The organism is Streptomyces ficellus, assembly GCF_030406405.1.
GTDB classification, from domain to species: domain Bacteria; phylum Actinomycetota; class Actinomycetes; order Streptomycetales; family Streptomycetaceae; genus Streptomyces; species Streptomyces ficellus_B.
Map to the genome: position 1 here is coordinate 22,934 of NZ_JAUEPL010000023.1, position 14,306 is coordinate 37,239.

Sequence of the window (14,306 nt, forward strand, 5' to 3'; positions counted from 1 at the left end):
CCGCCCCCCTTTCCCGGAGGGCGGGGTTCGGCCATGTCCGTGGCGATCTCACGCCGAGGTGCTGACGCCACCTCAACGATGTGGCTAACATCACGCCAACGCGGCAAAGTGGCCGAGGGGTTACGGAGGTGCAACCGTGCTGCCAGCACGAGGATCACACGAGCGAAGAGTGCGCATCTGCTCCATTTCGACCTCTTGGAACACCGTCGGCGACGGCCAGTTCTTCTGCCCCGGATGCGGCGGAGACCGCAACTACCGGCGCCGTACCGGCCGCCGCCGCGTCACTCTTTTCGGTGTTCCGCTGGTGCCGCGCGGCCTCGCCGGACCGGTCGTGGAATGCGCCGCCTGCCGCACCCACTTCGGCACCGACGCCCTGGACCACCCCACCACCGCCCGCTTCTCCGCGATGCTCCGCGACGCCGTGCACACCGTCGCCCTCGCCGTCCTCGCCGCGGGCGGCGTCTCCTCGCGCCCCGTCCTTGAGACCGCCGTCTCCGCCGTCCGCGCCGCCGGGTACGAGGACTGCACCGCAGACAGCCTCACCGCGCTGATCGCCGCCCTGGAGGCGGACACCGGCCGGTTCGTCACCCACACCGAAGCCCCGTGCGGCGCCGCGCTCGCCATCGAACTGCACGAGGCGCTGGAACCGCTCACCCCGCACCTCGCGCCCGCCGGACGCGAATCGATCCTGCTCCAGGGCGCCCGCATCGCCCTCGCCGACGGGGCGTACACCACCGCCGAACGGGACGTGCTCACCACCGTCGGCAACGCCCTGCACCTGCGCGCCGACGACACGACCCGCCTGATGGAGGCGGCGAGAGCACCGTTCTAGGTCGTGGGGGCGTGTCGCGGCCGGGAGGGACGGTCGCGGTGACCGAGGCTGGGCGAATGCTGGTACTGGGACGCTCACAGGTCGAGGCCCTGCTCGACATGGACGCGCTGATCGACGCCCTGGCCCCGGCGATGGCCGACCTCAGCGAGGGCCGGGCCTCCGTACCGGACCGGATCGCCGCGGTGGTGCCCGAGCAGGACGGGTTCCTGGCCGCCATGCCGGGGTACGTGCCCTCGGCCGGGGTGCTCATGGCCAAGCTGGTCTCCCTGTTCCCGCACAACGCCGGTACGCCGCTGCCGACGCACCAGGCGCTGATCGCGGTGTTCGAACCCGAGACGGGCACCCCCGCCGCGCTGCTGGACGGGACGGTCATCACCGCGGCCCGCACCGCCGCCGCCTCGGCGCTCTCCGCGCGGCTGCTGGCCCGCGAGGACGCCGCCGTGCTCGCCGTCCTCGGCACCGGAGTGCAGGCCCGCACGCACGCCCGGGCGATGTGCCGGGTCCGGCCCGTCCGGGAGATCCGGGTGGCCGGCCGCGACCCGGTGCGGGCGAGCGTCCTGGCCGACGAGCTGGCGGCCGAGCTGGACGTCGAGGTCATCGCGGCGCCCTCGTACCCGGCGGCGCTCGACGGCGCGGACATCGTCGCGGCGGCCACCCACGCCCTGGACCCGGTGGTACGGCGCGGATGGCTGACGCCCGGCGTGCACATCGCCTCCGTGGGGTTCAACCAGGGCGGCCGCGAGGTCGACGACGCCACGGTCGCCGAGGCCCTGGTGTGCGTGGAGTCGCGGCGGGCCGTGCTGGCGCCGTTCCCCGCCGGCAGCAACGACCTGCTGTTCCCCATCCGCGACGGCGTCATCACCGCCGACCACATCCACGCCGAACTCGGCGAACTGGTCACCGGAAAGAAGCCGGGCCGCAGCTCACCGGAGCAGATCACCCTCTACAAGTCGGTCGGCGTGGCCGTGCAGGACGCCGCGGCCGCCGCGCTGGTCGTCAACGCCGCGCGCGAGCGGTCGGTCGGTGCCGAGATCCGGATGGACTGATGGCCGGTTTTCTCCGTTGCACCCGCTCAACCGTCATCGGTACGTTGACGCGGTGACTGCCGGGTCGGCCATGGGCCACACACGAGTAGGGCACCCGGCCTCGGCGTGACGCCGGGGCGGGCCAGAGCCCCGCCTTCTTCTGTTCTCTCTCCACGCGCCTTCGTGCGCACAGCGGTCCTTCCACCTGGAGCAGAAAGCAGAGAATTGCCCAACGATGTCAATCAGCCGATCATCGAAGAGTTCCGCGCCAACCACGGCCGCGTGGGCGGATGGTTCGAGGGAGCCCGGCTCGTCCTGCTGACCACCACCGGCGCCCGGTCCGGCCAACCCCACACCACCCCCGTCGGCTACTACCCCGACGGCGACGGCCGGATCCTCGTCATCGCCTCCGCCGCCGGCGCCCCCAAGCACCCGGCCTGGTACCACAACCTGCTGGCCAACCCCCGTGTGACGGTCGAGAGCGGTGTCTTCACCTACGAGGCCGACGCCACCGTCCTGAAGGGCGAGGAACGCGACCGCGCGTTCGCCCGCGCGGTCGAGGCCGACTCCCGGTGGGCCGACTACCAGGCCAGGACCAGCCGTGTCATCCCCGTGGTCGCCCTCACCGAGGTCCCCGGCCCGCCCCACGTCACCACCACATCCCTGGGCGAGTATCTCAAGGCCGTCCACGACGCCTTCCGGCGCGAACTGGCCCTCATCCGCAAGGAGATCGCCGAAACCGGGACCGCCGGCGGCCTCGGAACGCAGCTGCGCGTCAACTGCCTGACCGTCTGCCAAGGACTGCACAACCACCACACCGGGGAGGACACGATGCTCTTCCCGATGCTCGCCGACCGCCACCCGGGACTCGCCCCGGTGATGGACCGGCTGAAACAGGAGCACGAGCAGATCGCGGCCCTCCTCGCCGACCTGAAGAAGGTGGTGTCCGATGAGAAGGCGGACCCCCGGCATGTTCTCGCGGAGGTCGAACGGCTCACGGACGAACTGGAGGCCCATCTCGTGTACGAGGAGGAACAGCTCATCCCGCTTCTCGACGCGTAAAACGGTGGGGCGCCCCCGGAAACCCGGGGGCGCCCCACCGCCGTGCACGCCGTACGACTACTGCTCCGCGCTCGCCCGCAGCATGCCCTCGCGCTCGACGATCTTGACGCGCTCGCGGCCCTCGGCCTCACCGAGCGCCCGCTCGGCGGCGTCCAGCCGGTACCAGCCCTCCCACGTCGTGTACGCGACGCCCTTGTCGCGCAGGAAACCGACCACGGCGTCCTCGCCCGGCGCGTCCGGCGTGAGCAGCCGGCCCTCGCGGTGGTCCTCCAGCAGGTTCGCCACCGTCTCGTTGGCGTCCCCCTTGGTGTGACCGATCAGGCCGACCGGGCCGCGCCTGATCCAGCCCGTCACATACGTGGACGCCATGTGCCGGCCGCCCTCGATGACCCGGCCGCCCTCGTCGGGCACCGTGCCGCCGGCGACGTCGAACGGCAGCTTGGGCAGCTCGTCGGAGAGGTAGCCGACCGCGCGGTACACCGACTGGACGTCCCAGGTCGTGAACTCGCCCGTGCCCTTCACATTGCCCGTGCCGTCCAGGACCGTGCGCTCGGTGCGCAGGCCGACGACCTTGCCGTCCTCGCCGACGATCTCGGTGGGCGACTCGAAGAAGTGCAGGAACAGCTTGTGCGGCCGGCTCCCGGCATCGCGGATCGCCCAGTTCTCCAGGGTCTTGGCGACCATGTCGACCTGCTTGTTGGAGCGCCGCGACTCGATGGACCCGGCGTCGTAGTCGATGTCCTCGGGGTTGACGATGACCTCGATGTTCGGCGAGTGGTCCAGCTCGCGCAGCTCCATCGGGCTGAACTTCGCCTGCGCGGGCCCGCGCCGCCCGAAGACGTGGATCTCCTTCGCCCGGTTCGCCTTGAGGCCCTCGTACACGTTCGGCGGGATCTCGGTCGGCAGCAGCTCGTCGGCCGTCTTGGCGAGGATGCGCGCCACGTCCAGCGCCACATTGCCCACGCCCAGCACCGCTACCTTCTCCGCCTCCAGCGGCCAGGTGCGCGGCACGTCCGGGTGGCCGTCGTACCAGGAGACGAAGTCGGCGGCGCCGTACGAACCCTCCAGGTCGATGCCCGGTATGTTCAGCGCCCGGTCCGCCATCGCGCCCGTCGAGAAGATCACCGCGTCGTAGAACGCCCGCAGGTCGTCCAGGGCGATGTCCGACCCGTACTCGACGTTGCCGAACAGCCGGATCTGCGGCTTGTCCAGCACCTGGTGGAGCGCGGTGATGATGCCCTTGATGCGCGGGTGGTCGGGGGCAACGCCGTACCGGATCAGGCCGAACGGCGCGGGCATCCGCTCGAAGAGGTCGATCGACACGCCGGGGTCGGCGGCGGCCTCGGACTTCAGCAGCGCGTCGGCGGCGTAGATTCCGGCGGGGCCGGCACCCACGATCGCGACCCGCAAGGGGCGGGGCATGAGGATTCCCTTCGAGCGAGGAGTGAGCGGTGACGAGAGTGCTCGTACGCACCCTAAGTAAGGCTCACCTCACCTCGGTACCCGCCCCCCACCTATGACCCCATAAGCCGGCCTTATGAGGCCTCTCGCCTCCACGCATGATCCGCGCCACGCTGGGGGTATGAACGGCGCAGCGGGCCGGGGCGCCAGGCTGATGAACAGCTCGATCACCGGGATGTCCCCGTGGATCCTCTTCTCACTGCTGGCCGGCCCCGGCCGCTACGGACTGGCCGCCGCGCTCGCCCTCGCGGTGGCGGTCCTCCTCGTCCTGGTGCGGCACCGGCAGATCTTCCTGGAGGTGGCCGGGCTCGTCTTCTTCGCCGTGCTCACGGTCATCGGCATGATCGTCACGGCGGACACGCTGCGGTGGCTGGACACGTACGCCGGTGAGCTCTCCAACCTGTCGATCGCCGCGCTCGCCCTGGTCTCCGTCGCGGTACGGGCACCTCTGACGGTCCCGTACGCACGGAAGAAGGTCGCGCGCGCGTTCTGGCACACACGCGACTTCCAGCGTACGAACGTGATCATCACCTACGCCTGGGGGCTCGCCTTCCTGGCGGCGGCCGTCGCGGGCGGCGTCGGCGACCTGGTGCTGCACAACCCGGACAACCTGTGGACCGGCTGGATCATCCAGGTCTCGGCGCTCGTCACGGCGGCGCGCTTCACCGAGTGGTACCCGGCGGTGGTCCGCGCCCGCCTCGACCCCACCGAACCGGTGCCGCCGGTACGGAGCCTGCTGATGCCGTTCGTCGGGCTGCTGATCCCGATGGGCGTGCTCGTGCTCCTCCTCGACGCGGCACCGAGGTGGTTCGCGGTCGCCCTGATGGTGGTGGGCGTGGTGCTCGCGCGGGCGCTCACGACGGAGGCGGTCGTGGCGAGGGGCGAAGGCCGGGAGCCGTAGGTTTCGGGTGCCCACTCCCGGAGCCGAGGGTGCCTTACCGGGCCAGGCCCTCCACGAACGCCCGCCAGGCCGGGGCGGTGACCATCAGGACCGGCCCGGTCGGGTTCTTGCTGTCCCGGACGGGGACGATGCCGGGGGTGCCGTCGCGGACCTCGACGCAGCTTCCGCCGTTGTCGTCGCTGTAGGTGCTCTTGCGCCAGTAGGCGGTGCTCAGGTCGTACTCGCGCATCGTCTGTAGTCCTCCGCCGCTGATTCGATCAGGGCCAGGGACGCCTCCGACGAGAGTGCGCTGGCCCTGAGCAGATCGTAAGCTGCCTGAACGCGCTTCACTAGGGCCGGATCGTCCAGCAGATTCCCGGAATACACCGCTTCTGTATAGGCGGTTGGCGGCGCGTCCTCGAACTCCATGAGGGTGAGCATCCTGCCCATGAGCGGATACGCCCCAACTGCGTACGGAAGCACCTGGACCAGCACCCTCCGCCTGCGGGCGAGCGCCAGTAGGTGGTCGAGTTGCTCGGCCATGACGACCCGACCGCCAGTAGGAAGCCGCAGCACGTGCTCGTGCAGGATCACCCAGTACTCCGGTTTCGCGGGGTTCTTGAGCAGGTGCGCACGGTCCATGCGTGCGGTGACCTTCTCCTCGATGTGGTCATCGGAGATGAATGGGTTACTTGCGAGGATCACGGCTCGGGCGTACGAGGCCGTCTGTAGCAGCCCGGGCATGATCGTTGGCGCGAACTCGCAGAGCCGGGTCGCCAGCGCCTCCAGCTCCGCCGCTGCCGCGAAGTACTCCGCGTATCGCGAATTATGGATCAGCTTCCGGCACATCCGCTCGAAAAAGCCGTCGGTTTGTAGTACCTCATCGATCCTCGCCGCCACATCCAACTGCGGCTTCCTAATCGCCTGTTCGAATTGGCCGATGTATCCGCCCGATACGAACACCCTCCGCCCCAGCTCCTGTTGCGTCATTCCCGCGGCTTCCCGCCGGTTCTTCAGTTCCGTGCCGTAGAACTCCCAGGCGGCCTGCCTGGACGACGACCCTGCGTTGGCCATGGATTAACACCCCTGTCCTGCCGAGCAGTTGTAGCGCTGCGCAACCGCCAATGCTACGGCGCAGGCCCCATGCTGGGGGCAGTAAGCGGAAAAGGGATTCGGAAAGGACAGGGTTGGTGAAGGAAGAAGCCGAGCGGACGTCGAAGGTACGCATCAGCGATGCGGAGGACGCGGTGGCGGAATTGCGCGTGGCACTGGAAAGGGCCGGTATCGTCCTGCCGTCGCTGGGGCTGGACCCCGTCACCTCCGCCGCCGAGCCGGCGAGGCCGCTCGTGGAGTTGGGACGTTGCACGGTGGAGACGGCGCGCCGGCTGGCGGCCGTGCTGCCGGAGGAAGGTGGCCGGGGATGAGCCTGCCCGTGGGGTCGTACGTCGTGGAGATCCATACCGGACGCGTGGCGCGCGTCATGGGGCACATGGGGCCGTATCTCCAGCTGAGACCGGTCGGCGGAGGGCGGGAGTGGGACTGCCCGCCGGAAGGGGTGCGGCGGGCGACGGACGCGGAGCGGATCAGCGCGGTGACGGCGTACGCGAACGCGCGCAGCAGGGGTGAGGTGCCGTGACGCTCCGCGTCGGTGTCAGCTCCGGAGGTCGATCATCCGGACGGGTTGGCCCGTGGTGCGGGCGATCGTCTCGTAGTCCCGGTCGTAGTGCAGGAGCGTGAGCCCGCACTCCTCCGCCACGGCGGCCACCAGGAGATCGACTGCCCCCGCGCTGCGGTGCTCCCCCTTGGCGGTGAGCTGTTCCTGCACGACACGAGCCCGCCGGTAGATGCCGTCCGGGATGGGGCACCAGGCGTAGTAGGTGTTGAGGTCCTTCTTCAGTTCCTCTCGGTGGGCGCTGGACCGAGCGAAAAACAGTATCTCCAGCTCAGTGAAGTCGCAGATGGCGACGAGACCGGCGCCGATCTTGGCGTCCCACTCCTCTGCGGCCTGGCCAGTCAGGACCCGGGCCAGGGCAGAGGTGTCGATGAGGAAGTCGGCGACGTGCACCTACGCGCTCCTGGGCGTCTCGTTCGGCTCGCTGGGCTCTTGGTCCCGCACGCCACCCCGGTACTTGCGCTTGTCCAGCAGGATGTCGATGTCCACGCCGCCCTCGCGGACGAGTCGGCGGGAGTTCTCCAGCGCGCGCAGGCGCCGGTAGCGGGCCGTCACCTCGCGCAGCGCGGTGTTGATGGTGTCGCGCTTGGTGGTGGTGCCGAGCTCCTTCGCGGCCTCGGCAAGTGCTTCGTCGTCAAGGTCGATGACGGTTCTGCTCATGGGTCCTCCTTGGGATATATACGCACGAGTATATCACTGCACACGATCGAATGTGCATTCGGAACGCGGGTGCCATCGGTCCCGCCCCCGTACGGGACAATGGCCGCATGACCCTGTTCCGCGACGACGGCATCGTGCTGCGCACCCAGAAGCTGGGTGAGGCGGATCGCATCATCACGATCCTGACCCGCGGCCACGGGCGCGTGCGGGCCGTCGCCCGGGGTGTACGGCGCACGAAGTCGAAGTTCGGGGCCCGGCTGGAGCCGTTCAGCCACGTCGACGTGCAGTTCTTCGCGCGGGGCAGCGAGCTGGTCGGGCGCGGGCTGCCGCTGTGCACGCAGAGCGAGACGATCGCGGCGTACGGGAGCGGGATCGTCACCGACTACGCGCGGTACACCGCCGGTACCGCCATGCTGGAGACCGCCGAGCGGTTCACGGATCACGAGGGCGAGCCGGCCGTGCAGCAGTACCTGCTGCTCATCGGGGCCCTGCGGACCCTCGCGCGCGGGGAGCACGCGCCGCATCTCATCCTGGACGCGTTCCTGCTGCGGTCGCTGGCCGTGAACGGCTACGCGCCCTCCTTCGAGGACTGCGCGCGGTGCGGCATCCACGGGCCGAACCGGTTCTTCTCGGTCGCGGCCGGCGGGGTCGTATGCGGCGACTGCCGGGTGCCCGGCAGCGTCGTACCCTCTGCGGAGGCCGTGGGCCTGCTCAGCGCGCTGCTGACCGGCGACTGGGAGACGGCGGACGCGTGCGAGCCGCGCCACGTCAGGGAGGGGAGCGGGCTGGTGTCCGCGTATCTGCACTGGCATCTGGAGCGGGGGCTGCGCTCCCTCCGGTACGTGGAGAAGTGACGAAGAGGAAGTAGGAGATGGAGCGCATGGCACGACGCGGATTCCTGGGCCGGTCCCGCCGCGAGTACAAGGACCCCGAGCCGCACCCCTCGGGCGCGCGCCCGCCGAAGTTCCCCGGCGAGCTGGTGCCGAACCACGTGGCGATCGTCATGGACGGCAACGGCCGCTGGGCGAAGGACCGCGGCCTGCCGCGCACCGAGGGGCACAAGGTCGGTGCCGAGCGCGTGCTGGACGTGCTCCAGGGCGCCATCGAGATGGGCGTCGGGTCCATCTCGCTGTACGCCTTCTCCACCGAGAACTGGAAGCGCTCGCCGGACGAGGTGCGCTTCCTGATGAACTTCAACCGCGACTTCATCCGCAAGACCCGCGACCAGCTCGACGAACTCGGTATCCGGGTGCGCTGGGTGGGCCGTATGCCCAAGCTGTGGAAGTCGGTGGCCAAGGAGCTGGAGATCGCCCAGGAACAGACCAAGGGCAATGACCGGCTCACCCTGTACTTCTGCATGAACTACGGCGGCCGCGCCGAGATCGCGGACGCGGCGCAGAGGATCGCCGAGGACGTGAGGGCGGGCAGGCTCGACCCGTCGAAGGTCAGCGAGAAGACGGTCCAGAAGTACCTGTACTACCCCGACATGCCGGACGTGGACCTGTTCCTGCGGCCCAGCGGCGAGCAGCGCACGTCCAACTACCTGATCTGGCAGAGCGCTTACGCCGAGATGGTCTTCCAGGACGTGCTGTGGCCCGACTTCGACCGCCGCGACCTGTGGCAGGCCTGCCTGGAGTACGCGCAGCGCGACCGCCGCTTCGGCGGGGCGATCCCGAACGAGGAACTGCTCGCGATGCGGGGCCGGCCGGAGGGCGGGGAGGCGGCCGAGGGGCAGCGGGCGGCCATGGACGGCAGCATCACCCGCAGGTGACGGCGGCAGACGAAGGGCCCCGCACCGGGGGTGAACCGGTGCGGGGCCCTTCGTCATGTCATGTCACGTCACTTGGCCGCGCACTCCGCGCACGTGCCGAAGATCTCCACCGTGTGCGCCACGTTCACAAAGCCGTGCTCGCCCGCGATCGCCTCGGCCCACTGCTCGACCGCCGGGCCCTCGACCTCCACCGCCTTGCCGCAGACGCGGCACACCAGGTGGTGGTGGTGCTCGCCCGTCGAGCAGCGGCGGTAGACCGCCTCGCCGTCGCTGGTGCGCAGCACGTCGACCTCGCCGGCCTCGGCGAGGGACTGCAGGGTGCGGTAGACCGTCGTGAGGCCCACCGAGTCGCCGCGGTGCTTGAGCATGTCGTGCAGCTCCTGCGCGCTGCGGAACTCGTCCACCTCGTTCAGCGCCGCCGACACGGCAGCACGCTGCCTGGTCGACCGGCCGCGTACGCCGGGGGGTCCAGCCGTCGCCACAGGTGCCTCCTCAACACTCGGCCCGCTCACAAGTACGTCGGGCCATTCTGCCAGGCCGCCGTAGCGGGCCCGTCAGACCTTGACGTCGTCCGCCGGGCCACGGGTGACCGGGACGTCCACGTCGCAGCCGTCCACGGCCGGCCGGGCGGCCCTCGCGCGGCGCCTGGCCAGCGGGGCGGCCAGGGCGGTCAGCGCGGCGAACACGGCGATGGCCATCAGTACGATCGTCGCCCCGGGCGGCACATCCTGGTAGTAGGAGGTCGCCGTGCCGGTCAGCGTCACACCCGTACCGATCAGCACCGCGAGGGCGAACGTCATACGGAAGCTGCGCGCCAGCTGCTGCGCCGCCGCCACCGGCACCACCATCAGCGCGCTGACCAGCAGCAGGCCGACGACCCGCATGGCGACCGTGACGGTCACGGCGGCGGTGACCGCGACCAGCAGGTTGAGCGCCCGCACCGGCAGCCCGGTGACCCGCGCGAACTCCTCGTCCTGGCTCACCGCGAACAGCTGCCGCCGCAGGCCCACCGTGACGAGGATCACGAACCCCGCCAGCAGGCAGATCGCGGTGACGTCCTCCTCGGAGACCGTCGACAGGGAGCCGAAGAGGTACGAGGTGAGGTTGGCGTTCGAGCCGGTCGGCGACAGGTTGATCAGCATGACGCCGCCCGCCATACCGCCGTAGAAGAGCAGCGCCAGCGCGATGTCGCCGCGCGTGCGCCCGTACGCCCGGATCAGCTCCATCGCGATCGCGCCCGCGATCGACACGATGGCGGCCATCCACACCGGGTTGGTGGACATCAGGAAGCCCAGGCCGACGCCCGTCATGGCCACATGGCCGATGCCGTCGCCCATCAGGGCCTGCCGGCGCTGCACCAGGTAGATGCCGACGGCCGGAGCGGTGATGCCGACCAGTACGGCCGCGAGGAGCGCCCGCTGCATGAAGGCGAGCTCGAGGATTTCCATGATCAGGTCAGCAGTCCCGTGCGGAGCGGCTCGCCGGCCGCGTGCGGATGTACGTGGTCGTGGCCGGGCAGCGCGTGCTGGCCGACCGCCTCGGGCGGCGGCCCGTCGTGCACCACGCAGCCGTCGCGCAGCACGACCGCGCGGTCGATCAGCGGCTCCAGCGCGCCCAGCTCGTGCAGCACCAGCAGCACGGTCGTACCGCCCGCGACCTGCTCGCGCAGCGTCGAGGCCAGGATCTCCTGGCTGGCCAGGTCGACGCCCGCCATCGGCTCGTCCATGATCAGCAGATCGGGGTCGGCGGCGAGTGCCCGGGCGATCAGCACCCGCTGGTGCTGGCCGCCGGAGAGGGCGTTCACGGAGTCCTTGGCGCGGTCGGCGAGCCCGACGAGCTCGATGGCGCGCTGGACGGCCGCCTTGTCGGCCTTGGCGGGCCACTTCAGCCGCGTACGGGACAGGCGGCCCGAGGAGACGACCTCGCGGACCGTGGCGGGCACGCCGCTGGCGGCGGTGGTGCGCTGCGGTACGTAGCCCACGCGGGCCCAGTCGCGGAACCGCCTCAGCTCCGTACCGAAGAGGGAGATCGACCCGCCGGTGAGGGGCACCTGGCCGATCACCGAGCGGACGGCGGTCGACTTGCCCGAGCCGTTGGCGCCGAGCAGGGCGACGACCTCACCGTGGTCCACGGTGAGGTCGATGCCGCGCAGCACGGGGCGCGAGCCGAGGGTGGCGGTGGCCGATCGGACGGATATGACGGGCTCGCTGCTCATCGGTGCCTCCAGGGGGTGGTGCGTCACTTGGCTCCGAGGGCCTTCTGGAGCGCCGCGAGGTTGGACTTCATGACCTCGAAGTAGTCAGCGCCCTTGGACTGGGGCGTGATTCCCTCCAGCGGGTCCAGGACGTCCGTCTTGAGGCCGGCGTCCCTGGCGAGGGTCTTGGCGGTCTTGTCGCTGGCGAGGGTCTCGAAGAAGACGGTCGTGACCTTGTCCCTCTTGGCGATGTCCTGGAGTTCCTTGATCCGGGCGGGGCTGGGCTCGGACTCGGGGTCGACGCCGGAGATGCCCTCCTGCTCCAGGCCGTACCGCTCGGCGAGGTAGCCGAACGCGGAGTGGGTGGTGATGAAGGTCTTGGTGGAGGTGTTCTTCAGGCCCTGCTCGAAGGTGGCGTGGAGGGCGTCGAGCTTCTTCACCAGCTCGTCGGTGTTCTTCCGGTAGTCGGCCGCGTGGTCGGGGTCGGCCTTCTCCAGGGAGGCCCCGACGCCCTTGGCGACCTCGGCGTACTTCACCGGGTCCAGCCAGATGTGCGGGTCGGCGCCGGCTTCCTCGCCCTCGTGGGCCTCCTCGCCCTCGTGGTCGTGGCCGGTCTCGGTGCCGTGCTCCTCGAGCGTGGTGAGGGTGGCGGCGTCGACGGTGTTCTTGACGCCCGCCTGCTTGATCGCCTCGTCCACGGCGGGCTGGATACCCTTGAGGTAGAGGATGTAGTCGGCTTCGCCGAGCTCGCCGATCTGCTTGGGCTTGAGTTCGAGGTCGTGCGGCTCGACGCCCGGCTTGGTGAGGGTGGTGACGGAGACCCGGTCGCCGCCTATCTGCTCGGCCAGGAACTGCATCGGGTAGAACGACGCCACGACGGCCAGCTTGCCGTCCTCGCTCTTCGTCCCGGCGGTGCCGGAGGACTCGGAGCAGGCGGAGAGCGTGACCAGACCGAGGGCCACGGCTCCGGCGACGGCGGTGGTGGGTATGAGGCGTCGTACGTTCATGACTCTCATTTTCAACAAAAGTGGAAACGATTGTCAACAAAGGGCGTAAGTGGCCCTGCGCACACACCGATTTGATCCGGGGGGTGCGCGCGCCGGTAATCTGAAGCATTCGCAGCCCGCCCGTCTTCCGAACACCACTCCTCGCCGGGCGCTTCGCGCCGTACCTGTCCGATTTCGTCACCGTTATGAAGAGAGCACCGTGGCCGCCGACAAGATCGACACCATCGTCAGCCTGAGCAAGCGCCGTGGCTTCGTCTACCCCTGCAGCGAGATCTACGGCGGACAGCGTGCCGCCTGGGACTACGGGCCGCTGGGTGTCGAGCTGAAGGAGAACATCAAGCGCCAGTGGTGGCGTTACATGGTCACCTCGCGTGAGGACGTCGTGGGTCTCGACTCGTCGGTGATCCTGGCCCCCGAGGTCTGGGAGGCCTCCGGCCACGTCGCCACCTTCACCGACCCGCTCACCGAGTGCACCTCCTGCCACAAGCGTTACCGCGCGGACCACTTGGAGGAGGCGTACGAGGAGAAGCACGGCAGGCTCCCCGAGAACGGCCTCGCCGACCTCAACTGCCCCAACTGCGGCAACAAGGGCACCTTCACCGAGCCCAAGCAGTTCTCCGGCCTCCTCTCCACCCACCTCGGCCCCACCCAGGACTCCGGCTCCGTCGCCTACCTGCGCCCCGAGACCGCCCAGGGCATCTTCACCAACTTCGCCCAGGTGCAGCAGACCTCGCGCAAGAAGCCGCCGTTCGGCATCGCGCAGATGGGCAAGTCCTTCCGGAACGAGATCACTCCGGGCAACTTCATCTTCCGCACCCGCGAATTCGAGCAGATGGAGATGGAGTTCTTCGTCAAGCCGGGCGAGGACGAGCAGTGGCAGGAATACTGGATGGAGCAGCGCTGGAACTGGTACCGCGACCTGGGTCTCCGTGAGGAGAACATGCGCTGGTACGAGCACCCCAAGGAGAAGCTCTCCCACTACTCCAAGCGCACCGCCGACATCGAGTACCGCTTCCAGTTCGGCGGCAGCGAGTGGGGCGAGCTGGAGGGTGTCGCCAACCGCACCGACTACGACCTGACCGCGCACTCCAAGGCGTCCGGCACCGACCTGTCGTTCTTCGACCAGGAGGCCGGCGAGCGCTGGACCCCGTATGTCATCGAGCCCGCCGCCGGTGTCGGCCGCGCCATGCTGGCCTTCCTGCTCGACGCGTACAACGAGGACGAGGCCCCGAACGCCAAGGGCGTCATGGAGAAGCGCACGGTGATGCGCCTCGACCCGCGCCTGGCGCCGGTCAAGGTCGCGGTGCTGCCGCTGTCGCGCAACCCGCAGCTGTCGCCGAAGGCGAAGGGGCTGGCCGCCGACCTGCGCAAGAACTGGAACATCGACTTCGATGACGCGGGTGCCATCGGCCGCCGCTACCGCCGTCAGGACGAGATCGGCACGCCGTTCTGCGTCACGGTCGACTTCGACACCCTCGACGACAACGCGGTGACCGTGCGCGAGCGCGACACCATGAAGCAGGAGCGCGTCTCCCTGGACCAGATCCAGGGCTACCTGGGCAGCCGTCTGCTCGGCTGCTGACGCCTGTGTGACGGGCGAAGCCCCCGGCTCTCGTACGGCGGTACCGCGGTACCGGCTGTACGAGGCCGGGGGCTTCGGCTGTGACGCACGGGGTCCCGGCGGGCGGCGCCGAAATCGGGTGCCCGGGGTCCCGGGGGCGGGGTACCGTCACCGCATGCCA

18 protein-coding genes are annotated in these 14,306 nt (G+C 69.8%); 9 read left to right on the forward strand and 9 right to left on the reverse strand.

The window, feature by feature from the left end; genetic code table 11:
* Positions 1-136 precede the first annotated feature (136 nt).
* The 3 genes from QWM81_RS16650 to QWM81_RS16660 all read left to right on the forward strand — a co-directional run bounded on the left by QWM81_RS16650 (position 137) and on the right by QWM81_RS16660 (position 2,919).
* On the forward strand, positions 137-832 hold the full coding sequence (locus QWM81_RS16650) for a TerB family tellurite resistance protein (RefSeq protein ID WP_435372381.1): 696 nt from the start codon (positions 137-139) through the stop codon (positions 830-832).
* Between the two features lie 56 nt (positions 833-888).
* The gene (locus tag QWM81_RS16655; protein ID WP_290112794.1) at positions 889-1,878 is read left to right on the forward strand and encodes an ornithine cyclodeaminase family protein; all 990 of its coding nucleotides are present in this window, start codon (positions 889-891) and stop codon (positions 1,876-1,878) included.
* Positions 1,879-2,082: 204 nt separating this feature from the next.
* Positions 2,083-2,919: a nitroreductase/quinone reductase family protein gene (locus QWM81_RS16660; RefSeq protein ID WP_290112795.1), complete on the forward strand. Its 837-nt coding sequence runs from the start codon at positions 2,083-2,085 to the stop codon at positions 2,917-2,919.
* A 57-nt stretch (positions 2,920-2,976) separates the two neighbouring features.
* On the opposite strand, the gene QWM81_RS16665 is transcribed toward QWM81_RS16660, so the two are convergent.
* A complete protein-coding gene (locus tag QWM81_RS16665; RefSeq protein WP_290112796.1) occupies positions 2,977-4,341 on the reverse strand; it encodes an FAD-dependent oxidoreductase in 1,365 nt (454 codons plus the stop codon).
* A 160-nt stretch (positions 4,342-4,501) separates the two neighbouring features.
* Between QWM81_RS16665 and QWM81_RS16670 the strand changes: the two genes are divergently transcribed.
* Positions 4,502-5,281 carry a hypothetical protein gene (locus tag QWM81_RS16670; RefSeq protein ID WP_290112797.1) on the forward strand — a complete coding sequence of 260 codons (780 nt, stop codon included), beginning with the start codon at positions 4,502-4,504 and terminating at the stop codon, positions 5,279-5,281.
* 34 nt (positions 5,282-5,315) lie between these two features.
* Here QWM81_RS16670 and QWM81_RS16675 read toward each other — a convergent pair whose 3' ends face one another.
* Together QWM81_RS16675 and QWM81_RS16680 are read right to left on the reverse strand one after the other, a co-directional pair.
* Positions 5,316-5,510, reverse strand: coding sequence for a DUF397 domain-containing protein (locus QWM81_RS16675; protein ID WP_290112798.1), 195 nt, complete (start codon positions 5,508-5,510; stop codon positions 5,316-5,318).
* Positions 5,492-6,334 carry a helix-turn-helix domain-containing protein gene (locus tag QWM81_RS16680; RefSeq protein ID WP_290112799.1) on the reverse strand — a complete coding sequence of 281 codons (843 nt, stop codon included), beginning with the start codon at positions 6,332-6,334 and terminating at the stop codon, positions 5,492-5,494. Before QWM81_RS16680 ends, QWM81_RS16675 begins: the two co-directional genes overlap by 19 nt.
* A 116-nt stretch (positions 6,335-6,450) precedes the next feature.
* Here QWM81_RS16680 and QWM81_RS16685 point away from each other — a divergent pair, with 116 nt between their 5' ends.
* Positions 6,451-6,684, forward strand: coding sequence for a hypothetical protein (locus QWM81_RS16685; protein ID WP_290112800.1), 234 nt, complete (start codon positions 6,451-6,453; stop codon positions 6,682-6,684).
* Entirely contained in the window at positions 6,681-6,896 is a 216-nt protein-coding gene (locus QWM81_RS16690) for a hypothetical protein (protein ID WP_290112801.1), read from the forward strand. Before QWM81_RS16685 ends, QWM81_RS16690 begins: the two co-directional genes overlap by 4 nt.
* 15 nt (positions 6,897-6,911) lie before the next feature.
* Here QWM81_RS16690 and QWM81_RS16695 read toward each other — a convergent pair whose 3' ends face one another.
* Complete coding sequence (locus tag QWM81_RS16695) at positions 6,912-7,325, reverse strand: PIN domain nuclease (RefSeq protein ID WP_290112802.1); 414 nt, start codon at positions 7,323-7,325, stop codon at positions 6,912-6,914.
* Complete coding sequence (locus tag QWM81_RS16700) at positions 7,326-7,592, reverse strand: type II toxin-antitoxin system VapB family antitoxin (protein ID WP_290112803.1); 267 nt, start codon at positions 7,590-7,592, stop codon at positions 7,326-7,328.
* A 107-nt stretch (positions 7,593-7,699) separates the two neighbouring features.
* Here QWM81_RS16700 and recO point away from each other — a divergent pair, with 107 nt between their 5' ends.
* Both recO and QWM81_RS16710 read left to right on the forward strand, forming a co-directional pair.
* Positions 7,700-8,446, forward strand: coding sequence for a DNA repair protein RecO (gene recO, locus QWM81_RS16705; protein ID WP_290112804.1), 747 nt, complete (start codon positions 7,700-7,702; stop codon positions 8,444-8,446).
* Between the two features lie 26 nt (positions 8,447-8,472).
* A complete protein-coding gene (locus QWM81_RS16710; RefSeq protein WP_290112805.1) occupies positions 8,473-9,363 on the forward strand; it encodes an isoprenyl transferase in 891 nt (296 codons plus the stop codon).
* Between the two features lie 68 nt (positions 9,364-9,431).
* On the opposite strand, the gene QWM81_RS16715 is transcribed toward QWM81_RS16710, so the two are convergent.
* The 4 genes from QWM81_RS16715 to QWM81_RS16730 all read right to left on the reverse strand — a co-directional run bounded on the left by QWM81_RS16715 (position 9,432) and on the right by QWM81_RS16730 (position 12,564).
* Positions 9,432-9,845 carry a Fur family transcriptional regulator gene (locus tag QWM81_RS16715; protein ID WP_290112806.1) on the reverse strand — a complete coding sequence of 138 codons (414 nt, stop codon included), beginning with the start codon at positions 9,843-9,845 and terminating at the stop codon, positions 9,432-9,434.
* A gap of 72 nt (positions 9,846-9,917) precedes the next feature.
* Positions 9,918-10,811: a metal ABC transporter permease gene (locus tag QWM81_RS16720; protein WP_290112807.1), complete on the reverse strand. Its 894-nt coding sequence runs from the start codon at positions 10,809-10,811 to the stop codon at positions 9,918-9,920.
* Between the two features lie 2 nt (positions 10,812-10,813).
* Entirely contained in the window at positions 10,814-11,578 is a 765-nt protein-coding gene (locus QWM81_RS16725; protein WP_290112808.1) for a metal ABC transporter ATP-binding protein, read from the reverse strand.
* A 23-nt stretch (positions 11,579-11,601) separates the two neighbouring features.
* Positions 11,602-12,564 carry a metal ABC transporter substrate-binding protein gene (locus QWM81_RS16730; RefSeq protein WP_290112809.1) on the reverse strand — a complete coding sequence of 321 codons (963 nt, stop codon included), beginning with the start codon at positions 12,562-12,564 and terminating at the stop codon, positions 11,602-11,604.
* A gap of 199 nt (positions 12,565-12,763) precedes the next feature.
* Between QWM81_RS16730 and QWM81_RS16735 the strand changes: the two genes are divergently transcribed.
* The gene (locus QWM81_RS16735; RefSeq protein ID WP_290112810.1) at positions 12,764-14,146 is read left to right on the forward strand and encodes a glycine--tRNA ligase; all 1,383 of its coding nucleotides are present in this window, start codon (positions 12,764-12,766) and stop codon (positions 14,144-14,146) included.
* Positions 14,147-14,306 lie beyond the last annotated feature (160 nt).